Genomic DNA, 21,629 nt, shown 5'->3' on the forward strand with positions numbered 1-21,629 from the left:
CGAAATCATGCCCATGCGGAAACAGCCGATAATTCCGCAAGTCGACTTGTCAGCCCTTCTTGTCGCCCTTGGGTTCGGCGCGCGCCTCGGAGACCGCCTCGGACAGCTGGTCGAAACCGACCGCGCCGGAGATCAGCCGCTCGCCCGCCACCCAGCTTGGCGTACCGCTGAAGCCAAGGCGTCCGGCAATATCCATGTTGCGCGAAAGCTCCTGCGCCACGGCGGGCCCAGCGGCGACCTTGCGGGCGCGCTCGATGTCGAGGCCGGCCTTCTGCGCCGCGGCATCGATGCTCTGGGCATCGACCTGGCCCATGGCGAACATGGCATCGTGGAACTGCGGGAACTTGCCCTGTTCGGCCGCGGCCAGCGCCATCTTCGCGGCGGCGGGGCTTTCGGGGCCGATGATCGGCAGTTCGCGCACGACGATGCGCAGATCGGGGTTCTTCGCCAGAAGCTGGGCCACGTCGGGCAGGCTGCGGCGGCAATAACCGCAGGCATAGTCGCTGAATTCGATCAGCGTGACCTTGCCGTTCGGATTGCCGAGCACGGCGCCGGGGAACGGTGTCTCCACGTTCTGGCGCACACCGGCCAGTTGCTGGCTGGCCTGCTTGCGCTGCAGGTTGTCCATGGCTTGGGGCAGGATTTCGGGGTGTTCGAGGATATAGTCGTGAACGACCTTCTCAACCGCCACGCGGCCGCCGAACCAGCCACCGACGCCGATCAGCGCGATGCAACCGGCGATCGCTGCGAACTTCGTGCCATTACCCATCGTCGTCGAGAATCCTGTCAATTGAGCACTGCCCTTAGCGGGCTATGAGAACCGCGGCCAGAGCCGAAGGTCCGCCCCGGACTGCGACCTGGGACGGGGCATTCATCGCCGCTTCTTGCGCTGCAGTTCGGCGCGGGCCTGCATCTCGATATCCTGCGCCCGCAGCCAGTCCGGCGTGCCGGTGGGCAGCCCCGCTTCGGCGGCCTGCGCGCTCATCAGCGCGGCGTCCATCTGGCCGGTCAGGGATTGCTGCTCGGCACTGGCCAGCCGGGCGCGCGGCATATCGCCATTGGCGGCGTAGATTGTGCCGAGCTGGTACCAGGCGAAAGGATTTTCCCGATCCCGCGCGACGGCGTTTTTCAGCACCGTCTGCGCCTCGGCGAAATGGGCGGAATCCTCGGTGGCGATCAGGGCATGGCCGAAGAGCGTGGCGATCAGCGGCTGGTAGCCGGTCAGTTCCGTGGCCTTGCGCAGCGGCACCAGCGCTTCGGCCGCCTGCCCCGCCTCCAGCAGGATCTGCCCTTTCAGCTCAAGGAAATAGGGATCGTTCGCATCGACCGCCAGCAGCGCATCGGTTTCGGCGCGCGCACGGTCGAGCTGCGACTGGCGGTGGAAGGCATAAGCGCGGGCGTAGTGGGCCGGCACCGAATTGTCCGTCTCGGGATAGACGCGGAACACGTCGCGCGGCTCGGCCAGGTAGCCGAACAGCTTGGCCTTCATCCGCATGAACCGCTGCTGGAGCTTGGCATCGTCCGGCTTGGCCCAGGCCGGGTCCTTCTCGTAGACGTCCTGCAAGGTCTGGATACGGTCACCGGTGAGCGGGTGGGTGGAGTAGAACTCGTCCCCTTCCTGCGGCCGGTATCCGTAGCGGAATTCGAGATTCTGCAGCTTCTTGAAGAATTCCACGGACCCGCGGCCGCTGATCCCGGCGGCGGAGAGATATTGCGCGCCGGCAGCATCCGCGGAGGCTTCCTGCGAGCGGCTATAGGCCAGGTACTTGCCCATGGCGGCCTGCTGGCCGGCCATGATCACGCCCATTGCCGCCTCGCCGGCCCCCGCTGCCGCGGCGGCCGCGCCAAGCAGGAGCGAGAGGATGGAGATGTTAGACGCCGGCTGCGCGCCCTGGTTGAGCACGGCATGGCCGCCGGTGACATGGCCCAGCTCGTGCGCGATCACGCCCTGCACTTCGGCGGCGGTATCGGCCTGGTTGATCAGCCCGCTGTTGACGTAGACCGCCTGCCCGCCCGCCACGAAGGCGTTCACCGAGGAATCGTTGACCAGCACGATGTCGACATGGTTGGGATCGAGCCCCGCCGCCGTGATCAGCGGGCGCGACATGTCCTTGAGCAGGGCCTCGGTCTCTGCATCGCGCAGGATCGACTGCGCGCTGGCCGGAGCGGCGGACCAGCCGAGCAGCGCCAGAAAGCTCAGGAGAAGTGCGGCAAATCGCGCAAAGGGCATGCTCTACTCTGGGGCCTTTCGGCCTGAACCGGTGCTGAAGACGCTTGTCCGTCCGGATCGGGCAACTGCCGAATCAAGCCTTCAGCCTAGCGGCGGCAAGCCTGCTGGCAAGAGCGCTCTGCGCTGCGGATCATCCCAGCAGGTGCCGGGCAGCGCGGCCGAGCAGGGTCTCGTCATCGGCCACTTCGCCCAGCAGGACCAGCTCGCCCGCCTCGTTGCGCCGGGCCACCAGCACGGTGAACTCGCCCGAGCGGCCAAGGTCTTCCATCGGCAGGGGCTGAAGGGCGCGAAGCCCCCGCGCCACGCGGTCGCGGCGCGATTCGGCGGGGGCCGCATCCCGGTCATCCTCGCGGCGGAGGCGGCGTTCGTCGCGGACCAGGGCCTTGATGCCGCCGTCCGCCCCGGCGATGTGCGGGGCCAGCGCGCCCTGTTCGAGGCCCAGGCGGCGGCCATGGGCGATGACGGTGGCGAATTCGGTCAGGCGCGTCTTGTCGTAGTCGGCACCGAAGACGAGCTTGACGAGCGGCATCAGCGGCGCCCGCTCCTGCACTTTCAGCCCGGCATCCTGCACGAGTTCGGCATAGTCCTCCGGCGCCTGCTCTGCGGCCAGCGCGAAGTCGTAGGCGCGGCCGAGCGCCGCATAGAGCGCCTGACGCGAGCGATCCTCCGCGCGGTGCGCCGCCTGTGCCAGTTCGCGCGCCGAAGCCAGCCAGTCGGCCAGCTCCATGTCGGCCGTAAGTTCCAGAATGTCCGAAGCCGCGAGGTCCGGGCCGAGGGGGGCGTCCTCCGGGAGTCCGGTATTCAGGCCGGTAATCAGCCCGGCTTCGACGAGGTCCAGCGCGTGGGGCGCGGCGCTGCCGAAGCTCACGGGCGGAAGCGCGAAGGCACCGTCCGCCGGGCCGTCCGCCCATTCCGTCAGCGGGGCCGCCGCGCGGGGCAGCGGCAGGCGATCGATGGGATCGGCCGGACCAGCCGCCGGCTCCATGCCGGTTGGCGAACCGGCCTGCTCCTTCCAGTTGATGACGCCGTAGATGCAGTCGATCGCCAGATGGTGGCGCGAGAAAGGCAGCAGGATGCCGCGATAGAGGATCGTGGCGCCGCGCTGGTTCACGAACTCGGCCTCGAATCCGACGGGAGCCTGATTGGCCAGGATCTGCATGTAGTGATCGGTGATGCGGGACAGCAGCGAGCGACTGGGTACGTCGTCCAGCCGCTGGATGGCGCCGTCCGTGCCGCATTCCTGCGCCAGTTCCGCCCCCAGCCAGGCGATCTCGGGATTCTCCAGACCTTGCGAGAAATCGAGCAGGACGCCGTGCGGGCCGAAATCGGGCAGGGCTGCGGGATCGAGGTCGGCGACATCGGGAAAAGCGCGGTCTCCCAGCAGACTCGCCCAGAAATTGTAGGCCCGCACCTGCATGCGCCGCTCATCCTGGGCAAAAACCGGGCTGGGGGTGATGGCAGGCGCGAGGGCAGACGCTTCGGCATAGTTGCCCGCTTCGGCATAGTTGCCCCAGGTGCCGATTGCCGGCTCGTCCCCATCGGCAAACCCGCCGCGCAACCTGTCCATCGCTAATCCTCGTTGATCCTTCCGCCTCCTTGTGAGGGGCCATGGTGAAATAAAGTTTAAGCCGCCGAAAAGGAGGCGTTCCGTTATTTCGGACGCAGCACGCCTTCGCCCAGGCGCGGCAGCGGTGCGAGGAAGCGCAGGATCACGAAAGAGGCGATCAGGAAGACGGATGCCGCGTGGAGCGCGAAAGCCAGGCTCTTCCAGTCCGCGAACATGCCCCAGGTCCAGGCGCCCAGCGCCATGCCGCCGAACGTGACGGCCTGATAGATCGACAGGCACCGCCCCAGGATCTCGTCCGGGGAGCGAAGCTGGACCGCGGTGTTGAGCGTGGTGAGGATCAGCACCCAGGCGCTCCCGGCCACGAAGGCCGCGGGCAGTGCCCAGGTCAGCTCATGCGCCGCGGCAAGGGCCCAGAACGAGAAGATGAACATTCCCGAACCCAGCGCGAGGATGCCCTCCAGCCCCATGGCGTGGCGAATCCTGCCGATGAACGGCGCCGTGGCGATCGAGCCGATGCCGAACAGCCCCAGCATGACGCCGAAGTCGATCTCCGACCCGTGCATCGAATCGTTCACCACGGCGGGAAGCAGACCCTGGTAGGCGGCCAGGCTGAAGCCCAGCGCGAAACCGCGGATCAGCAGGCGTCGCAAGGGGCCGTTGCCGAAGCAGTAGCGGATGCCCACGCCCACGGCGGGCAGGATCGGCCGGCGGTCGATCTGCCGCGCCTCGGGCCGCCACCAGAGCAGCACGCCGATCAGGCCGACGTAACTGACAGCATTGATGGCAAAGGCGAAGGACACGTTCCACAGCGAGATCAGCAAGCCGCCCACGGCAGGGCCGATCGAGCGGGCGATGTTGAACGAGATCGAGTTCAGCGCGATGGCCTGCGGAAGCTGGTCCCGCGCGACCTGCTGGCGGACGGAGGCCTGCCACGCCGGCGAGTTGAGCGCCGTACCGGTGCCGACGCTCAGCGTGAACGCCAGCAGGAGGAACGGCGTCATCCAGCCGAGCCAGGACAGCACCGCCAGCGCGGCCGAGACCGTCAGCATGCCGATCTGCGCGGCCAGCATCACCAGGCGGCGGTCGTAATTGTCGGCAATGGCGCCCGCGAAGACGCCGAAGAGCATGATCGGCACCGTGGCCGAAGCCTGCACCAGCGCCACGAGCTGGTGCGAAGTGGTCAGCTCGGTCATCAGCCAGGCAGCGCCGACGCCCTGGAGCGTGGAGCCGATGTTCGAGAAGAGGTTGGCGATCCAGATCGCCCGGAACACGGGATAACGGAATGGCGAGAACGTGCCGTGCACCGGCTTGGGCACGAGTCCGGCAGTGGCCGTATCCACCACCTCCTCGACGATGTCCTCTTCCCTGGTCATGAAGTATGCCTGTTCACGAATCGGGGTTAGGCCGCGGCGCGATGGGCGGCAAGGCTCGCTCTGCCGTTCAGAGCAGGTATCGCATCTTGATCGCCATGCGGGTATTCTGGTCCCCCACGTCGAAAGCCGCCTTGTCGAAACGGGGCGGGCCCATCCGCACCGGCGCATCGCGCGAAAAGCCGAAGCCCTCGCGCGGGATCATCAGCGCGGTGTCCAGCTTGCCGTTGCCGTTCTCGTCATGGACGAGCGAGATCGCATAGCGGCCTTCGGGCACCGAGCCGAAATCGAGCCGCACTTCGCCCTGCGCCGGGATCGTCAGCTTGCGGGCCTTGGGGTCCTTGTCGCAATTGGGGAAGGTCTGCGGGTCGGCGGTCAGGCAGGCCAGGATCTGCCCCTTGGCGGAGCGCAGCCCGGTGACGGCAGCGGACACGTCCGACTGCGGCCCCGTGGCCCCCAGCACGATCGGCGCCGCCGCCAGCAGGGTCAGGGCGCCGAAACGCCCCGATCGGTGCCGCACAGATGATCCCAGAAACGAAAATAGAGGCCGTAGTTGCATCGATAAAGCTCATGATGGCGGTGATGGTGGCTGGCCGTGATCAACCAGTGGCCGAGACGCGAATGGACGAGGCGCTGCGGAAACATTTCCCAGCCCATGTGATTGGCGATTCCCATCACCGTCATGATGGTCAGGACCAGCCCGAGCATCCCGACATGGATAGGCACCAGGAACACCAGCGCCGGGACGACCACCGCGCCGGTCAGCGCCTCCAGCGGATGGAAGCTCATCGCCGCCCAGGCCGTGGGCGGGCGGCTGGCGTGGTGCACGGCATGCATCCGGCGAAACACGCGGGGCCGGTGCATCCAGCGGTGGGTCCAGTAGAACCAGGTATCGTGCAAGAACAGGTAGATGAACAGCGATACCGGCATCCACCACAAGGGCAGGGCCAGGGGATCGGCATAGATGCGGGTCCAGCCATGGGCCTGCCAGCCCCAGGCCACCACGCCCGCAGGAATGCCGTAGATCGCGCAGGAGGCCAGCGACCAGCCGATCTCGCCCCGGATCTGGCGCTCCATCCCGGCATAGAGGCCGGGCCTGGCGCGCGCGGTGATCCAGGCGAAGAGGCCCGAGGTGCCGAGATAGCGCAAGCCGACGATCGCCGTCATCGTGACGGCGGAAACGCAGAGCGCCCACAGGCCGGGACCGGAAATCGCTGACATGTCGGGGCTTATGCGCGGTGGGCGATATTGAAGCCAGCCGAATTTGCGGCGCCGATGCTCTCACCGCCAAAGGCGCGTCGTCCCGGACCTGATTCAGGATGAGGTGGCAAGTGGGGCATTTCCAGCCAGTGCGGCCCCTGCGCTCAATCCGGGGAAACCCGGATCGGCGGCAGCACGTCGAGTCCGGCTGCACCGGCTTCGTCGACCAAACCCTCGGGATCGGGATGGATCAGGATCTCGGTATCCGGAAATTCGTCGCAGAGCCGGTGTTCCAGCTCGTCCATCACCCGGTGCGCCTCGCGAACGGTCATGTTCGGATCGACCCAGACGTGGAACTGCACGAAGTCCCGGTTGCCCGACGTGCGCGTGCGCAAGTCATGGACGCCGGTAATATCGGGATGGCGGGCCAGCACCTGGAGAAAGCGGTCCTTCTTCTCCTCGGGCCACTCGTGATCCATCAGCTGGTCGAGCACATCCTGCGAGGCCTTCCAGGCGCCCCAACCCAGCCACGCGGCGATGCCCAGGCCGAACAGCGGGTCCGCGCCCTTCAGCCCGGCATATTGGTCCAGCACCAGCGCGGCGATCACCGCCACGTTGAGCAGGAGGTCGGACTGGTAGTGGACGCTGTCGGTCTGGATGGCGATGCTGCCGGTGCGGCGGATGACGTGGCGCTGCCAGGCGACCAGCGCCAGAGTCAGCGCGATCGCCACGGCCGAGACGGCGATGCCGCTTTCCGCGCTCTCGACCCGGCTCCTGGCCAGGAATTCCTCCACCGCGCGGCTGGCGATGGCGAGCGCGGAGATCGAGATCAGCACGATCTGGAACATCGCCGCGATCGCCTCGGCCTTGCCGTGGCCGAAGCGGTGCTTGTCGTCCGCCGGCTGTGCGCCGATCCACACGCCCAGCAGCGTGGCCACGCTGGCGACGAGGTCCAGCGTGGTATCGGCCAGGCTGCCGAGCATCGCCGTGGAGCCGGTGGACCAGGCCGCCCAGCCCTTCAGGCCGAGCAGCAGCACGGCCACGCCAATGCTGGCGAAAGCGGCGCTGCGGGTGAGTTTGGCGTGTTCGTGCAAGGGCGGGCTCAAGGATAGAGGAGCGTGCTGACCCAGCCGCCTGCCGCATCGGCGCCGCGCACGAAGCGGCGGCGCTCATGGAGGCGATAGGGCCGGTCCTGCCAGAACTCGATGGCGGCGGGCACCACGCGATAGCCGGTCCAATGGGCCGGCCGCTCGATCTCGCCTTCGCCGAAGCGGCTGCGGACATCCTCGTAGCGGGCCAGGAACGTCTCGCGGCTGTCGAGCGGGGCGGACTGGTCGGAAGCGACGGCGCCCAGCTGCGAATCGCGGGCGCGCGAATGGAAATAGGCATCGGCTTCCGCGGCGGTCACCGGCACCAGTTCGCCTTCGATGCGAATCTGGCGGCGCAGGCTCTTCCAGTGGAACAGCAGCGCGACATGGGGATTGGCGGCGATTTCCTGGCCCTTGCGGCTGTGGCCATTGGTATAGAACACGAAGCCGTCCGGCCCGTAGCCCTTGAGCAGGACCATGCGAACGGAGGGCAGTCCGTCCGGCGTGGCGGTGGCCAGGGCCATGGCGTTCGAATCGTTAGGCTCGCTCTCGCGCGCGGCTTCGTACCAGTCCTTGAACAGGGCGAAAGGATCGCCGTGGGGGATGACTTCGCGGGCCTGTTCAGCTTCCATGTTCGCTTCCTGGGATCGTGCCTGTGGTCAAACGCAGCCGCGCCGGGCCGGACCTCGCTGATTTCACGGCGATTCCCGGCGGCAGGGCGGGGCGTGAAGGTTCCAATAGACTCGTGACCGGAACTAGGAAAGCACCGCTTGCCGTAACGCGCGTCCGCACCTAGCTAGGAAACCATGGCAGCAGACCCTTATTCCACCCTTGGCGTATCGCGCACGGCCAGCGAGAAGGACATCAAGTCCGCCTATCGCAAGCTGGCGAAGGAACTTCATCCCGATACCAACAAGGACAATCCCAAGGCCGCGGAGCGCTTTTCCGAAGTGACCGGCGCCTACGACCTGCTGTCCGACAAGGACAAGCGGGCCCGGTTCGACCGGGGCGAGATCGATGCCGAAGGCAATCCCATGGGCTTCGGCGGGTTCGGCGGCGGCGGAGCCGGCGGCTTCGGGGGTGCCGGATTCGGCGGCGGTCCCGGCGGGCAGCGCGGCTTTTCGGGCGGATTCGGCGGTAACGACGGCATCGACCTGGAAGACCTGTTCGGCGGCATCTTCGGCGGTTCCGGCCAGCGCGGCCCCGGCGGTTTCGGTGCCGGAATGGGCGGAGCCGGCGGTGCACGCGACCGCGCGGCGCCGCGCGGCGGCAATGTGAACTATCGCCTTTCGGTCCCTCTGACCGATGCGGCCGAACTCAAGCCGCAGCGCATCACCCTGTCCGACGGCAAGACGATCGACCTCAAGCTGCCCGTAGGCATGGAGGACGGCACCCAGATGCGCCTGGCCGGCAAGGGGGAGCAAGGCCCCGGCGGCGCGGGCGATGCCATCGTCACGCTGCAGATCCAGCCCCATGCCTTCTTCCGCCAGGACGGCGACGACTTGCGCGTGGACCTGCCGATCACCCTCGACGAGGCGCTGAACGGCGGCAAAGTGAAAGCCCCCACCGCGGCCGGCGCGGTCATGCTGTCGGTTCCGGCCGGGGCGAGTTCGGGCAAGGTCCTGCGCCTCAAGGGCCGCGGCATGTCCCGCAAGGACGGCGCCCGCGGCGACCTGCTGATCAGCCTCCAGATCGTCTTGCCAGAGAGCGACGCCGATCTCGCCAAGCGGCTGGAAGGCTGGAAGGATACGCGCGACGTGCGCGCAAAGCTCGGAATCTGAGGGTGCGGGCGGGGATGTCTTTGCAGATCGCCCCACCTAACCCCTTCCGAAATTTGAATATCCTCTTTTCAGCGCCTATCTCGGCGTGGTGAACATCGACCATTCGATAGACGTGCAGGCCCCGGGAACGCCGGCTTCGGCAGCGATAACGCCCGAAGCCCGGCGGCGCGCGGCCATGCGCTGGCAGGAAATGCAGGACCGGATTCCCCGTCCCGATCCTTCCGGCCGCGCCTATGTCGTGGTCAAGCGCGTGTTTACCGGGACCTGGGAAGACGGCTTCATCCACGCCGGCAACTTCGCCTACATGACGATCGTGGCGCTGTTCCCCTTCTTCATCGCCCTGGCGGCCATCTATTCGGCGCTGGGCGAACAGGGGCAGCTGGAAAGCGCGATCGACGCGGTGCTCAATGCCCTTCCCCCGCGCGTGGACGAAGCGCTGGCCCCGGTGGCCCGCGATGCCGTTGCCGCGCGGCACGGCTGGCTGCTCTGGATCGGCGGCGTGCTGGGCCTGTGGACGGCGACCAGCCTGATCGAGACCATCCGCGATATTCTTCACCGCGCCTACGGCATGAACAAGGGCCTTAAGTTCTGGCGAAACCGCCTGGCGTCGAGCGGGCTGATCTTCGGCTCGGTCCTGCTGCTGCTGCTCTCACTGTCTTCGCAGGTGCTCATTTCAGTGATCGAAGAAGTGCTGCTGACGGTTTTCCCCGGCCTCAAGGCCTTCAACTACCAGATCGGCATTTCCCGCGGCATCACCGCCGCCACCCTGTTCGCCTCGCTCTACGCCCTGTTTTTCCTGCTCACGCCCTCGCGCTATCAGTCTCGCCGATATCGGAAATGGCCCGGTCCTCTGTTCGTCGCGGCATGGTGGCTGGGGGCCGCATGGCTGCTGCCGAAAGTGTTGCGCAATTTCATCGCTTACGATTTGACGTACGGAAGTCTCGCCGGAGTGATGATCGCGCTTTTCTTTTTCTGGCTTGTCGGACTAGGGATGGTCGCGGGCGCGGAACTCAATGCCGCCCTTACCGTCAGTCCCGAGGAGCAGGAAATGCTTGCCGGGGGGCCGGGCGGAAATAGCAGCGCCGCTGCACAGAACAACGAAGTACAGGAAGAACACGAATGACCGGTCTGATGCAGGGTAAACGCGGCCTGATCATGGGCCTTGCCAACGACAAGTCCCTGGCCTGGGGCATCGCGAAGAGACTGCACGAACAGGGTGCCGAGCTGGCCTTCTCCTATCAGGGCGAAGCGCTGGCCAAGCGCGTGAAGCCGCTGGCCGAGAGCCTGGGCAGCGATTTCCTCATCGATTGCGACGTTTCGGACATGGCAGCCCTCGACACCGCCTTCGAAACGCTGGCGGAACGCTGGCCGACGATCGACTTCGTCGTCCACGCCATCGGCTTCTCGGACAAGAACGAGCTGCGCGGCAAGTATGTCGACACCAGCCTCGAAAACTTCCTGATGACGATGAACATCTCGGCCTACAGCCTGGTCTCGGTGACCAAGCGTGCGATGCAGATGATGCCCGAAGGCGGCTCGATCCTGACGCTGACCTATTACGGCGCCGAAAAGGTCGTGCCCCACTACAACGTCATGGGCGTGGCCAAGGCGGCACTGGAAGCCTCGGTGAAGTACCTCGCCAACGACCTTGGCCCTCAGAACATCCGCGTCAACGCGATCTCGGCCGGCCCGATCAAGACGCTGGCCGCCAGCGGCATCGGCGACTTCCGCTATATCCTCAAGTGGAACGAGCTGAACTCGCCGCTGCGCCGCAACGTCACGATCGAGGACGTGGGCGGCTCGGGCCTCTACTTCCTTTCCGACCTCTCCTCGGGCGTGACCGGCGAGACGCATCATGTGGACGCAGGCTACCACGTCGTCGGCATGAAGCAGGAAGACGCTCCGGACATCGCCCTGAGCTGATCGGCCTGATCTGATCGGCCTGCGCTGATCGGCACACTCAGGACAACAAAAAGAGGGCCGGAAGGAAACTTCCGGCCCTCTTTGTCTGCGCACGCGGCCCCTCAGCCCATCAGGCGCGGCACCGATACCGAAAACACGTCGAAATGCGCATCGGGATGCTCCGCCTGCCCGTCGCGCGGGGCCTGGCGAACCTGCACAACGCCGTTCTTGCCGAAGCCCTCCACCACCGGGCGCCCGGCATCGCGGCTCAGCCACAACCGCAGGAGGTGGCGCTTGCGCTGCGGTTCGGGCCAGTCCCAGAACGTGGTGCGGGCATGGAGCGCGGCGTAATTGGAGAGCCACTGGATGTCGCCGGGACGGAAATCCATCTCGATGGCCATGCCCTCTTCGTAGGTGATCGTGTCGAAGAGTTCGAGCACCGCGATCTGCTCCGGCGTCAGCCTGGGCACGCCTTCATATTCCTGCGCAGTGAGGATGTAGAGCGAGCCCGCATACATCGAGAACACCCCGTCGACGAGGCTGACGATCGGCGAAGTATACGTATCCGCCGGCGCATTGTGGTCCTGCCGGCGCCAGTCCCAGTGGAAGGGTTCCAGCAGCAGCGGCGCCAGATCGGGGCGGCGGCGCAGGATCTCGTTGTAGATCTCCGCGCCGGAGACGAGGCAGGACAGGCCGCCCTCCTTGGCCGGGCGCAGGCACATCAGCGCGACGATGTCCGAGCTGTCGGAGTGATAGACCAGCTTGTCCCGCACCTTGGAGGAGAGCGCGGTGGGATCGTCCATGGTCTTGTCGCTGGTGGCATAGACGTGGTCGATCAGGTCGCCCATCTCGTTCTGGCGGATCGGATCGCCCATGTGCAGGCCGAGCACGTAGTAGATCGCGTTGGAAAGAACGTCCGAATAGAGCTGGGTCCGCAGGCCCCGCACCAGCACGAAGCCGCGGCCGTAATCGACATCCTCGCCCCATGACTTCACCGCATCGGCGCAGGCTACCAGCGGATATTCCTCGGCGGTGACCGTGCGCAGGTCCGGGTCGTCGGCCATGAAGCGGGCACCGAGCGTCTCCAGCTCCAGCACCTGTTCGTCGGACAGCCTGTAGATCCACGCGTCGGTCTCGGAAAGCCGGTCTCCCCGCCAGGCAGCGGCAGTGGTGACGGGCGGGACGGCTTCCAGCGGCGCGGGAGCGGAACTGGCCATGCTTCGTGAGTCCTTCTTTGAGGGTAGGGGCCGTAAGGTGGGCGATGCCCGAACCCTAGGCGGAATGCCTTGCGATGACTTGGCGAACGATGCCCGAAAGCTTTTCGCCCTGCGTTCTGCGCCGGCAGGATCGGGAGACCGGGCTGTGCCCACAGCCGATTGCACCCTCATTTCCAGACTCGATTGCGTAAGACAGGAATAGAACATAAAAGGAACATATGTTCGATTCGAGTCGCCTCCAACTGGCAGCAAACCTCGCTCAGGCGTCTCCTGACGGCTGGCCCGAGTCGCCTTTGCAGCAGGACGGCGTTCATGAATTCTATGCCGCGACCGAGCAGGACGGCGGGGCCGCCCTGGCGCTGGCGCTGCTTTGCGCGGTGCAGGCGCGCAAGGCGCGGGAACCTCTGCTCTGGCTGCGGCTGGGCAAACTTAATGGAAAGGGCGGGGGCAAGCAGCCCCGCTCGCGCCCTTATGCCCCCGGCCTTGCCGAACTGGGCATAGACCCGGCCGCCATGGTGCTGCTGCGCCTGCCCGATCTCCAGAGCCTGCTGCGCGCAGGCGTGGATTCGGTGCGGCATGGCGGGGCAGCGGCCGTGGTGATGGAAATGGATGGCCGCGCCCCGGCCTTCGACCTTACCGCCTCGCGGCGGCTGGCGCTGGCGGCGGAGCAAAGCGGCACCATGGTCATGATCGTGCGCAGCGGCGCCCAGCCGACGCCCAGCGCCGCCCACACCCGCTGGCAGGTGACCAGCGCGCCGTCGGTTCCCTTGCCCGCCAATGCGCCGGGAGATCCGGTGTTCGACGTGACCCTGCTGCGCCGGCGCGGCGGGCGGGAGGGTCTCAACCTGCAACTGGAATGGAATCGTGAGCAAGGCACCTTCCGTAAGCCCATGCTTGGCCACGCGCCGCTATCTGGCGGTCACCTTTCCCTTCCTGCCGTCCGAACGGGCGATGCGGGAAGGCGCAGCGCCGCCTGACGCGGCTTTCGCCCTGATCGCGAAGCAACGCGGGGCGCAGCGCATCATGGCGCTGTCTCCCGCGGCGCTGGCGCTCGGCCTCTCAGCCGGTATGATGCTGGCCGATGCGCGCGCGCTGGAACCGGACCTGCCTGCTCTCGAACACCGGCCCGCAGCGGACCATGCCCTGCTGCTGCGCATCGTCGAATCCTGCGAACGCTATACCCCGATGGTGGCCCCCGATCGCGACGACGCGCTGGTGCTGGACCTCACCGGCTGCTTCGACAGCCTGGGGATGGATGAAGACGCCGTGCGGGGCGATCTCGTCACCCGGCTCGCGCGGCGGGAATTCCGGGCGCTGGCGGCCTGTGCCGGAACGCCGGATGCCGCCCTTGCCCTTGCCCGCTTCGGCAAGAGCACCTTGCGCGAACTGCCGGTGGCCGCACTCGGCCTGGGAGACGATGCCCACCTCGCGCTGAAGCGCGCCGGGCTGCGCACCCTGGGCCAGCTTGCGGATCGCCCCCGCGCGCCCCTCGCCGCTCGCTTCGGCAAGGCGATGTCGATCGCCCTCGCCCACCTGCTGGAGGAGCAGGACCGGCGCATCACTCCGCATCGCACCCTGCCCCCGATCTGGGTGGAGCAGCGCTTCGCCGAACCGATGGCGACCGTGAAGCCCCTGCTCGGCGTGATCGAATGGCTGGCGGGGCAGGCGCGGGACGTGCTGGTCGCCCGCGGCCGGGGCGGCCGACGCTACGAAGTCTCGCTGTTCCGCACCGATGGCCATGTCGCCCGGCTCGCCGTGGACAGCGGCTTGCCCTTGCGCGAACCCGCCGATGTCGTCCGCCTGTTTCGCGAACGCATCGAATCGCTCGCCGATCCGCTCGACCCGGGCTTCGGCTACGACCTGCTGCGCCTGGCCGTGCCCCTGCACGAGGACGTCTCCGAAGGGCAGGACCGGCTGGACGAGGAGAATTCCGGCAAGCCCGACCTCGCCCCCCTGCTGGACCGGCTGCAAGTGCGCTTTGGCGCCGAATGCGTCCACCGCTTCGCCCCCCGCGACGAGCACTTGCCGGAATATGCCGACCGCCTCGTGCCTCCCGCATCGATTCCGCAGCCCTGGCCCCAGCCGGAGGCAGGCGAGCCGCCCTTGCGCCCGCTGTTCCTGTTCGATCCCCCCCAGCCCGTCACCGTGCTGGCCGAAGTGCCTGACGGTCCGCCGCGCCGGTTCGGCTGGCAGGGACGCCAGCACCGGGTGGTGCGGCAGGAAGGCCCCGAACGCCTCGCCTATCCCTGGTGGAAGACGGTGGAGGCGACCGGCCCCACGCGCGACTATTACCGGATCGAGGACAGCGACGGCCGCCGGTTCTGGCTGTTTCGCCATGGTCTCTACGGCAGCGAGAAAGCCGACCCGCGCTGGTATCTGCACGGCGTCTTCGCATGAGCCTCGAAACGCCGCCCTATGTCGAGTTCGCGACGACGACCGCCTATTCCTTCCTGCGCGGGGCCAGCACGCCGGGGGAAATGGCGCTGCGGGCGCTGGCGCTCGGCCACCCCGGCATCGGCATCGCCGATCGCAACACCGTATCCGGCGTCGCCCGCGCCCTTGCCGCACTGCGCATGTTCGGGGAGGAGATGGAAGCGGAAGGCGTCACCCTGCCCCCGTTCCGCCTCATGGTCGGCGCGCGGCTGGTCTTTGCCGACGATACGCCCGAGATCCTCGCCTATCCGACCACGCGATACGGCTGGGGCCGCCTGACCCGGCTGCTCACCACCGGCAACTTGCGCACGACCAAGGGCAACTGCGAACTGCGCCTGAGCGACCTGCTGGAATTCCTGGAGGACATGCAGCTCATCGTCGCCACCCCCGCTTCCGACGCCCTGTTGCGCCAATTGGCGCAGGCCGCGCCCGGCAAGGTCTGGCTGGGCGCGGCGATGCTGCGGCAGGGCCGCGACGCGCGCCGGCTGGCGGCCTTGCGCGAACAGGCGGCCCTGGCTGGCGTGCCGCTGATCGCGATCAACGACGCTCTTTACGATGGGCCGGAATCCCGCCCCCTGCACGACGTCATGACGGCGATCCGCGAGAAGACCACGGTACAGGCCGCCGGCCGCCGCCTCACCGCCAATGCCGAGCGGCACTTGAAGCCCGCAGCCGAAATGGCCCGCCTCTTCGCCGCCGCCCCCGAGGCGATCGCCGCCACCGCAGACTTCATGGGCGGCATCGTCTTCAAGCTCGAAGACCTGAGCTACACCTACCCCCACGAGCCGGTCCCCTACGGCTACACCCCGCAAGGCTGGCTGGAGGAACTGGTCTGGAGCCGCGCCAGCGACCTCCACCCGCAGGGCATCCCCGAAAAGCTCACCCGCCTGCTTACCGAGGAACTGGGGATCATCGGGCAGCAGGGCTACGCCGCCTACTTCCTCACCGTCCACGATATCGTGCAGTGGGCGCAGATACAGGGCATCCTTTGCCAGGGGCGCGGCTCGGCGGCCAATTCGGCGGTCTGCTTCGTCCTCGGCGTCACCGCCGTCGATCCGATGAAGCACAACCTGCTGTTTTCCCGCTTCATCTCCACCGAGCGCAAGGAACCGCCCGACATCGACGTCGACTTCGAACACGAGCGGCGCGAGGAAGTGATGCAATATATCTACAGCCGCTACGGCCGCGAGCGCGCGGGAATTGCCGCCACGGTGATTCACTACCGCTCGCGCAGCGCCGCCCGCGATGTCGGCAAGGCGCTGGGGCTCAGCGAGGACGTCACCGCCCGGCTCGCCAGCACGGTATGGGGCAGCTACGCCTCGGAATACGACCGCAACCGCTGCATCGAGGCCGGCCTCGATCCCGATAATCCCACGATCGCGCGGGTCAATCACTTCACCGGGACGATCCTGAACTTCCCCCGCCATCTCTCCCAGCATGTCGGCGGTTTCGTGCTGACTCAGGACCGGCTCGACGAAACCGTGCCGATCCACAATGCCGCGATGGAAAAGCGCACGTTCATCGAATGGGACAAGGACGACATCGATACGCTCGGCCTGATGAAAGTCGACATCCTGGCGCTCGGAATGCTGACTTGTATCGGCAAGGCCTTCGCCATGATCGAGACGCACATCGGCCGCCAGTACCAGCTCAGTTCCGTGCCGGGCGACGAGGAAGATCACCGGAGCAATCCTCCCCACGTCAAAGCCGTCTACGAGATGCTCCAGAAGGGCGACAGTATCGGCGTCTTTCAGGTGGAGAGCCGCGCGCAGATGAACATGCTGCCCCGCCTGAGACCTGAGAGGTTCTACGACCTGGTCATTCAGGTCGCCATCGTGCGCCCCGGCCCGATCGAGGGGGACATGGTCCATCCCTATCTGCGGCGCCGACAAAAGATCGAGGACGTCATCTACCCTTCTCCGGCTCCTCCCCACGATCGCGACGAATTGCGCGGTGTCCTCGGCGAGACTCTCGGCGTCCCCCTGTTCCAGGAGCAGGCGATGCGGCTGGCGATCACCGCCGCGAACTTCTCCGATGCCGAAGCCAACCAGCTCCGCCGCGCCATGGCGACCTTTCGCAATGTCGGCACGATCGGCTCCCTGCACAGCAAGATGGTGAACGGCATGGTGGCCCGTGGGTATGAGAAGGACTTCGCCGAGCGCTGCTTCCAGCAGATCAAGGGCTTCGGCAGCTACGGCTTCCCGGAAAGCCATGCCCTCGCCTTCGCGCGGCTGGTCTGGGTCTCGGCCTATATCAAACACCACTACCCCGAGGTCTTCGCCGCCGCCCTGCTCAATTCGCAGCCCATGGGCTTCTACGCCCCGGCCCAGATCGTCCGCTGCGCGCAGAAGCATGGCGTGGAAGTGCGCACCATCGATGCCAACCACAGCGAGTGGGACTGCACCCTGGAACCCAAAGCGAAAGGCGCACTCGCCCTCCGGCTCGGCCTGCGCCAGATCAGCGGCTTTCGCGAGAACTGGGCGGAGCAGATCAAGACCCATCGCCCTTACACCAACCTCGAAGATCTCGCCCGGCGCGCCAGCCTGCCCCAGCGGGCGCTCAACCTCCTGGCCGATGCCGATGCCCTGCATTCGATCGGTCTGGACCGCCGCGAGGGCCTTTGGGAAGCACGCCGCACGCCAACCGGCGAACTTCCCCTCTTTGCTGCCGCCCGCGCCCGCGAACTGGGAGAGGAACCCCATGCCGCCCTGCCCGCCATGCCGCTCTCCGAGGAAGTCGCCGCCGATTACCAGACCACCCGGCTCTCGCTGAAAGCCCATCCGATGTCGTTCCTGCGCCCGGTCTTCGCGGCGGAAGGCGTGCTGCGCTGCGCGGACCTGGCGAAGACCCGAAACGGAAAGCGCGTGAAAGTCGCCGGCGTGGTGCTGGTTCGTCAGCGCCCGGGCAAGGGCAATGCCATTTTCGTCACGCTGGAGGACGAAGGCGGCATCGCCAACGTGGTGATCTGGGCCCGGCTGTTCGAAACCTACCGCCGCCCGGTCATGGCCGCGCGGCTGATGCTGGTGGAAGGTCTGATCCAGCACAGCCCCGAAGGCGTCATCCATATCATGGCCCAGAGCATCCATGACCGTACACCCGAACTGAAACGCCTCTCGGAAGTGCACGAAGCCGAGCCCCAGCTATCCCGCGCCGACGAATTCGTCCGCCCGCAGCACCCGCGCAACGTGCGGGTCCTCCCCCGCTCACGGGACTTTCATTGAGCCGTGCCACCGGCAACTCAAAAAATTCATTGGTTTCTTAATGGCATGCCCATATCGATACGCCCCTTCACTTATCGACGGGGGTATCGATGACCGACACGAATTCATCCACTGCGGCCATGGCCGGCCTGCTCTACCAGGCAAATGCCAAGTCCACCGGCGTCACGTATCTCCTGTGGTTCTTCCTCGGCTCGCTGGGCGCCCATCGCTTCTACGCCGGCAAGACCGCCGGCGGCATCGTCCAGCTCGTCCTCTTCCTGCTCGGCTGGGCGACCATCTGGATCATGGGCTTCGGCCTGCTGTTCCTGATCCCGCTCGGCATCTGGGTGCTGGTGGACGCCTTCCTGATCCCGGGCTGGCTGCGTCAATACAACACCAACCTGGTCCACCGCGTCCTGGCCTGACCCGCCCACCTGAAGGGCGGCGCCCGCGCCGCCCGATCACGGCCACCGTGCCCGCCCCAATGCCCGAACAGACACGGCAGAGCATGGCCCGGAAGCCGGTTGATCTTCGCAAATGGAGGAAATGGTGCACCCGACAGGATTCGAACCTGTGGCCTCTGCCTTCGGAGGGCAGCGCTCTATCCAGCTGAGCTACGGGTGCAGTGCCCGCGGCGACTAGCAGAGCATGAGCGGTGTTGCCAGCGCCAAATCACTTCGATCCATCATGGACTTGGGAAAAACCTGTCAGCCGTTCTGGCTGGGCCAGCGCTCCAGATGCCTTGCGGCTTGAAAGTTCCCTCTATGTTCCTATTATGCCGCGATGGCCGAAGCTGATTCTCCGCTCGTTTCTCCCGCTCTTTCTTTCGTCGCCGCCGATGTGGCGCGCGGAATAGGGCGGCTTTTTGCTCGTAACGACATCTGGTGCCTGCCGGAAATGTCGCTGCGCTGCGGGCGCCGCGCCGATCTCATGGGCATCGACGCGAAGGGGCATGTCGTCATCGTCGAAATCAAGGTTTCACGCGCAGACTTGCTGGGCGACGGCAAATGGCCCGACTATCTGGACTACTGCGACCGTTTCTACTGGGGGCTGCCCCCCTCGCTGGACCGGGCGCCGCTGGAAACCGAGCCGTTCCTGCCCGACCAGTGCGGCGTGATCGTTGCCGATGGCTACGATGCCGAGATCCTGCGCCCGGCACCGCTGCGCCAGCTTGCCGCGGCACGGCGCAAGGTGGAAACCGAGCGTCTGGCCCGCGCTTCGCTCAGGCGTCTGGTTACCCTGGGCGATCCGCAGACCCTGCAATGGGGCAGCGAAAGCTGACGTGCGGGCGAAGCGATCCGGCGCCGAAGCGCCGGATCGGCCCGAAACTCAGGCGATCTCCTTCTCGATCCATTCCGGATAGAATGACGGTTCGCGCTCCGACCAGCCAGATGCCGTGGCCGCCGCTTCGCTGATCGAGTGAAGCAACGTCTTGCGGCGATCGGGACGGATCTGGGGAAGCGCGGCGGCTCCGCAGAAGGCGCCGGGCAGCCAGGGCCTTACCCAACCGCCAAGCAGGCGTTCGTAAAGGAAACGGAAGGCCGGGAACGATTCGATGCGTTCCTGGGCGAGATCGAAGGCGGCGACGTAAAGCAGCTTGCCCATGAACGCGGCAATGTCATCGAAGCCGAATTCGTCAGGCCGCATCTCGCGCAGCGCGGCGAGATCCGCGTAGGCTTCGTATTGCTTGCGGATCGAGGTGGCTTCGACGCCGTCGCGCGCCCAGAGACCCAGAGCATCCTGCCGGCCCAGTCCCACGTCCAGGCTGCGCCGGATGTAGCGCTGCTCGCAGGGCGTGAAGCTGGCGAATTCCCGCAGCTCCCCGATGGTGATGGTGGCCTTTCCCGTGTGAGTCATGGTCCTGATCCTCGTGACACGGAAGGACAATCCTCCCTGTCACTAGAACCAATCTCCGCCTCTTCGGTTGCTACAGCCTTAACCGGATGATGGTTTGAACCCGATAATAGCCGCAAGATTCTTGCAGCATTTCATTTCGGGACGCTTTGAAAATGGCCGTCCGCGGCACTTTTCCGTCACAATCGGCCATGCTGCAGCAGAGCTATCGGCCATCGTGAAGAAAAATGCCCCGCGGCCGAATTTTCAGATCAGGCCGGCAAGCGGACTGGAGGGATCGGCGTAGCGGCGCTGCGCCATGCGCCCTGCCAGATAGGCATCGCGGCCAGCCTCGACCGCCAGCTTCATGGCGCGAGCCATGCGGATCGGGTCGCGGGCTTCGGCGATCGCGGTATTCATCAGCACGCCGTCGCAGCCCAGTTCCATCGCCACGGCGGCTTCCGAGGCCGTACCCACGCCAGCATCGACGAGGACCGGCACTTTGGCCCCCTCAACGATCAGGCGGACGGTCACCTTGTTCTGGATGCCCAGGCCCGAGCCGATCGGCGCGCCCAGCGGCATGACCGCCACGGCGCCGGCTTCCTCAAGCTGCTTGGCCGCGATCGGATCGTCCACGCAGTAGACCATCGGCAGGAAGCCTTCGTTCGCGAGGATTTCGGTGGCCTTCAGCGTCTCGCGCATGTCGGGATAAAGCGTCCGCGCCTCGCCCAGAACTTCCAGCTTCACCAGATCCCAGCCGCCCGCTTCGCGCGCCAGCCGCAAGGTGCGGATGGCGTCTTCGGCGGTGAAGCAGCCGGCGGTATTAGGCAGGTAGGTGATTTTCCGGGGATCGATGAAGTCGGTCAGCATCGGCGCCTTGGGGTCCGAAACATTGACCCGGCGCACCGCCACCGTCACGATCTCCGCGCCCGAAGCCTCCACCGCCGCCGCGTTCTGTTCGAAATCCTTGTACTTACCGGTGCCGACGATCAGGCGCGAACGGAAGGTCCGGCCAGCGACAGTCCAGGAATCGGTGGTCGAGGAATCGGAGACGGTATCGGTCAAAGTTCGCGTCCTTTCGGGGAACGGGTATGTCAGGGATCGGTCCGGCGAACAGGTTCAGCCACCGCCCACGAAGTGGACGATCTCCAGCACGTCGCCATCGGCCAGCAGCACATCGGCCAGGGTCGAGCGCGGGGCGATCTCGCCATTGCGCTCGACGGCGACCTTGCGGGGATCCAGGCCGATGCCCGACACGAGATCGGCAATCGAGGAACCGGGCGCCACGCGGCGCGGTTCGCCGTTCACGGTGAGGGAAAGTTCTTCAGCCATGGGCCGCAGATAGCGCGGAGAAACGATTTGGAAAGTGCCCAATCGGCACTTTCAATGCGCGCGGTGCAAGTTCCGGATGTGTGCGAAGGCGACAAGCGCGACGCCGAAAATGGTCAGCACCGATTCTGCCAGGCCATGACCGACGACGATGGCCGTGGCCATGAGCGCCAGGCCCAGGCCGCCGATCACCAGCGGTCCCACGCGGCCATGGCGCACGACGCCGAAGCCCAGGGAGATCACGCCGACCACCAGGGCCAGCCCCAGGCCGACGCGGTGAACCTCGGGCGAGAGCAGAACTTCGCCGCCAAGCCCCAGGAAACCCACGAAAAACACGCCGAGAATACAGTGAATCGCGCAAAGACCGCTGAGGACGATGCCTGCCCGGTCCAGCCGGTTTCGAATCGCGATGATGGCGGTGCGCATGAATGCCCATGTATGAGACGTTGTAACATTCATCAAGTCCTGACTGTGTCATG

General features: G+C 66.4%; 21 protein-coding genes and 1 tRNA gene. 8 read left to right on the forward strand and 14 right to left on the reverse strand.

Annotation, left to right across the window (positions count from 1 at the left end):
* Window positions 1-49 precede the first annotated feature (49 nt).
* The 8 genes from AB4Z00_RS20490 to pdxH form a co-directional block, all read right to left on the reverse strand.
* Window positions 50-769 carry a DsbA family protein gene (locus AB4Z00_RS20490; RefSeq protein WP_132269933.1) on the reverse strand — a complete coding sequence of 240 codons (720 nt, stop codon included), beginning with the start codon at window positions 767-769 and terminating at the stop codon, window positions 50-52.
* 102 nt (window positions 770-871) lie between these two features.
* Entirely contained in the window at window positions 872-2,230 is a 1,359-nt protein-coding gene (locus AB4Z00_RS20495; protein ID WP_134094855.1) for a M48 family metalloprotease, read from the reverse strand.
* A 130-nt stretch (window positions 2,231-2,360) separates the two neighbouring features.
* On the reverse strand, window positions 2,361-3,797 hold the full coding sequence (locus AB4Z00_RS20500) for a PAS domain-containing protein (protein WP_442047029.1): 1,437 nt from the start codon (window positions 3,795-3,797) through the stop codon (window positions 2,361-2,363).
* Between the two features lie 83 nt (window positions 3,798-3,880).
* Complete coding sequence (locus AB4Z00_RS20505) at window positions 3,881-5,170, reverse strand: MFS transporter (RefSeq protein WP_132269929.1); 1,290 nt, start codon at window positions 5,168-5,170, stop codon at window positions 3,881-3,883.
* 67 nt (window positions 5,171-5,237) lie between these two features.
* Entirely contained in the window at window positions 5,238-5,687 is a 450-nt protein-coding gene (locus tag AB4Z00_RS20510) for a DUF2141 domain-containing protein (RefSeq protein ID WP_243654466.1), read from the reverse strand.
* On the reverse strand, window positions 5,654-6,388 hold the full coding sequence (locus tag AB4Z00_RS20515; protein WP_132269926.1) for a sterol desaturase family protein: 735 nt from the start codon (window positions 6,386-6,388) through the stop codon (window positions 5,654-5,656). Before AB4Z00_RS20515 ends, AB4Z00_RS20510 begins: the two co-directional genes overlap by 34 nt.
* 143 nt (window positions 6,389-6,531) lie before the next feature.
* Complete coding sequence (locus AB4Z00_RS20520) at window positions 6,532-7,461, reverse strand: cation diffusion facilitator family transporter (RefSeq protein WP_132269924.1); 930 nt, start codon at window positions 7,459-7,461, stop codon at window positions 6,532-6,534.
* Between the two features lie 8 nt (window positions 7,462-7,469).
* On the reverse strand, window positions 7,470-8,087 hold the full coding sequence (gene pdxH, locus AB4Z00_RS20525) for a pyridoxamine 5'-phosphate oxidase (RefSeq protein WP_442047030.1): 618 nt from the start codon (window positions 8,085-8,087) through the stop codon (window positions 7,470-7,472).
* A gap of 174 nt (window positions 8,088-8,261) precedes the next feature.
* On the opposite strand from pdxH, the gene AB4Z00_RS20530 reads away from it, so the two are divergent.
* The 3 genes from AB4Z00_RS20530 to fabI all read left to right on the forward strand — a co-directional run bounded on the left by AB4Z00_RS20530 (window position 8,262) and on the right by fabI (window position 11,159).
* Window positions 8,262-9,236, forward strand: a complete 975-nt coding sequence (locus AB4Z00_RS20530; RefSeq protein ID WP_442047031.1) for a DnaJ C-terminal domain-containing protein — start codon at window positions 8,262-8,264, stop codon at window positions 9,234-9,236.
* An 85-nt stretch (window positions 9,237-9,321) separates the two neighbouring features.
* Complete coding sequence (locus AB4Z00_RS20535) at window positions 9,322-10,359, forward strand: YihY/virulence factor BrkB family protein (RefSeq protein WP_442047032.1); 1,038 nt, start codon at window positions 9,322-9,324, stop codon at window positions 10,357-10,359.
* The gene (gene fabI / locus AB4Z00_RS20540; protein ID WP_134094853.1) at window positions 10,356-11,159 is read left to right on the forward strand and encodes an enoyl-ACP reductase FabI; all 804 of its coding nucleotides are present in this window, start codon (window positions 10,356-10,358) and stop codon (window positions 11,157-11,159) included. The genes AB4Z00_RS20535 and fabI overlap by 4 nt, the downstream gene beginning before the upstream one ends.
* 101 nt (window positions 11,160-11,260) lie before the next feature.
* Here the strand turns inward: fabI and AB4Z00_RS20545 are convergent, their stop codons facing one another.
* A complete protein-coding gene (locus AB4Z00_RS20545) occupies window positions 11,261-12,355 on the reverse strand; it encodes a TauD/TfdA family dioxygenase (protein WP_132269918.1) in 1,095 nt (364 codons plus the stop codon).
* A gap of 218 nt (window positions 12,356-12,573) precedes the next feature.
* On the opposite strand from AB4Z00_RS20545, the gene AB4Z00_RS20550 reads away from it, so the two are divergent.
* The 4 genes from AB4Z00_RS20550 (at window position 12,574) to AB4Z00_RS20565 (ending at window position 18,413) form a co-directional block, all read left to right on the forward strand.
* On the forward strand, window positions 12,574-13,332 hold the full coding sequence (locus tag AB4Z00_RS20550; RefSeq protein ID WP_442047033.1) for an ImuA family protein: 759 nt from the start codon (window positions 12,574-12,576) through the stop codon (window positions 13,330-13,332).
* Entirely contained in the window at window positions 13,250-14,752 is a 1,503-nt protein-coding gene (locus AB4Z00_RS20555) for a Y-family DNA polymerase (RefSeq protein WP_442047034.1), read from the forward strand. Before AB4Z00_RS20550 ends, AB4Z00_RS20555 begins: the two co-directional genes overlap by 83 nt.
* Complete coding sequence (locus AB4Z00_RS20560) at window positions 14,749-18,009, forward strand: error-prone DNA polymerase (protein WP_442047035.1); 3,261 nt, start codon at window positions 14,749-14,751, stop codon at window positions 18,007-18,009. Before AB4Z00_RS20555 ends, AB4Z00_RS20560 begins: the two co-directional genes overlap by 4 nt.
* 89 nt (window positions 18,010-18,098) lie before the next feature.
* Window positions 18,099-18,413, forward strand: coding sequence for a TM2 domain-containing protein (locus tag AB4Z00_RS20565; RefSeq protein ID WP_132269910.1), 315 nt, complete (start codon window positions 18,099-18,101; stop codon window positions 18,411-18,413).
* Between the two features lie 122 nt (window positions 18,414-18,535).
* Here the strand turns inward: AB4Z00_RS20565 and AB4Z00_RS20570 are convergent.
* Window positions 18,536-18,612 (reverse strand) — tRNA-Arg (locus tag AB4Z00_RS20570).
* Window positions 18,613-18,771: 159 nt separating this feature from the next.
* Here AB4Z00_RS20570 and AB4Z00_RS20575 point away from each other — a divergent pair.
* The gene (locus tag AB4Z00_RS20575; protein WP_134094849.1) at window positions 18,772-19,269 is read left to right on the forward strand and encodes an MmcB family DNA repair protein; all 498 of its coding nucleotides are present in this window, start codon (window positions 18,772-18,774) and stop codon (window positions 19,267-19,269) included.
* 48 nt (window positions 19,270-19,317) lie between these two features.
* Here the strand turns inward: AB4Z00_RS20575 and AB4Z00_RS20580 are convergent, their stop codons facing one another.
* From AB4Z00_RS20580 to AB4Z00_RS20595, 4 genes are all read right to left on the reverse strand, one after another.
* Window positions 19,318-19,845 carry a hypothetical protein gene (locus AB4Z00_RS20580; RefSeq protein ID WP_132264235.1) on the reverse strand — a complete coding sequence of 176 codons (528 nt, stop codon included), beginning with the start codon at window positions 19,843-19,845 and terminating at the stop codon, window positions 19,318-19,320.
* A 243-nt stretch (window positions 19,846-20,088) separates the two neighbouring features.
* Window positions 20,089-20,886, reverse strand: a complete 798-nt coding sequence (locus AB4Z00_RS20585; protein WP_431568057.1) for a bifunctional sulfur carrier protein/thiazole synthase protein — start codon at window positions 20,884-20,886, stop codon at window positions 20,089-20,091.
* A 54-nt stretch (window positions 20,887-20,940) separates the two neighbouring features.
* Window positions 20,941-21,153, reverse strand: a complete 213-nt coding sequence (gene thiS, locus AB4Z00_RS20590) for a sulfur carrier protein ThiS (RefSeq protein WP_134094847.1) — start codon at window positions 21,151-21,153, stop codon at window positions 20,941-20,943.
* Between the two features lie 51 nt (window positions 21,154-21,204).
* Window positions 21,205-21,576, reverse strand: coding sequence for a MerC domain-containing protein (locus AB4Z00_RS20595; protein ID WP_132264237.1), 372 nt, complete (start codon window positions 21,574-21,576; stop codon window positions 21,205-21,207).
* Between the last annotated feature and the right edge of the window lie 53 nt (window positions 21,577-21,629).

This window comes from Novosphingobium sp. YAF33 (genome assembly GCF_052113265.1).
Taxonomy (GTDB): Bacteria; Pseudomonadota; Alphaproteobacteria; order Sphingomonadales; family Sphingomonadaceae; genus Novosphingobium.

Bases quoted from the DNA above. Each gene is read 5' to 3' on its own strand.
- AB4Z00_RS20490 (WP_132269933.1), bottom strand. From the start codon at position 769: ATGGGTAATGGCACGAAGTTCGCAGCGATCGCCGGTTGCATCGCGCTG.
- AB4Z00_RS20495 (WP_134094855.1), bottom strand. From the start codon at position 2,230: ATGCCCTTTGCGCGATTTGCCGCACTTCTCCTGAGCTTTCTGGCGCTG.
- AB4Z00_RS20500 (WP_442047029.1), bottom strand. From the start codon at position 3,797: ATGGACAGGTTGCGCGGCGGGTTTGCCGATGGGGACGAGCCGGCAATC.
- AB4Z00_RS20505 (WP_132269929.1), bottom strand. From the start codon at position 5,170: ATGACCAGGGAAGAGGACATCGTCGAGGAGGTGGTGGATACGGCCACT.
- AB4Z00_RS20515 (WP_132269926.1), bottom strand. From the start codon at position 6,388: ATGTCAGCGATTTCCGGTCCCGGCCTGTGGGCGCTCTGCGTTTCCGCC.
- pdxH (WP_442047030.1), bottom strand. From the start codon at position 8,087: ATGGAAGCTGAACAGGCCCGCGAAGTCATCCCCCACGGCGATCCTTTC.
- AB4Z00_RS20530 (WP_442047031.1), top strand. From the start codon at position 8,262: ATGGCAGCAGACCCTTATTCCACCCTTGGCGTATCGCGCACGGCCAGC.
- fabI (WP_134094853.1), top strand. From the start codon at position 10,356: ATGACCGGTCTGATGCAGGGTAAACGCGGCCTGATCATGGGCCTTGCC.
- AB4Z00_RS20545 (WP_132269918.1), bottom strand. From the start codon at position 12,355: ATGGCCAGTTCCGCTCCCGCGCCGCTGGAAGCCGTCCCGCCCGTCACC.
- AB4Z00_RS20550 (WP_442047033.1), top strand. From the start codon at position 12,574: ATGTTCGATTCGAGTCGCCTCCAACTGGCAGCAAACCTCGCTCAGGCG.
- AB4Z00_RS20560 (WP_442047035.1), top strand. From the start codon at position 14,749: ATGAGCCTCGAAACGCCGCCCTATGTCGAGTTCGCGACGACGACCGCC.
- AB4Z00_RS20565 (WP_132269910.1), top strand. From the start codon at position 18,099: ATGACCGACACGAATTCATCCACTGCGGCCATGGCCGGCCTGCTCTAC.
- AB4Z00_RS20575 (WP_134094849.1), top strand. From the start codon at position 18,772: ATGGCCGAAGCTGATTCTCCGCTCGTTTCTCCCGCTCTTTCTTTCGTC.
- AB4Z00_RS20580 (WP_132264235.1), bottom strand. From the start codon at position 19,845: ATGACTCACACGGGAAAGGCCACCATCACCATCGGGGAGCTGCGGGAA.
- thiS (WP_134094847.1), bottom strand. From the start codon at position 21,153: ATGGCTGAAGAACTTTCCCTCACCGTGAACGGCGAACCGCGCCGCGTG.
- AB4Z00_RS20595 (WP_132264237.1), bottom strand. From the start codon at position 21,576: ATGCGCACCGCCATCATCGCGATTCGAAACCGGCTGGACCGGGCAGGC.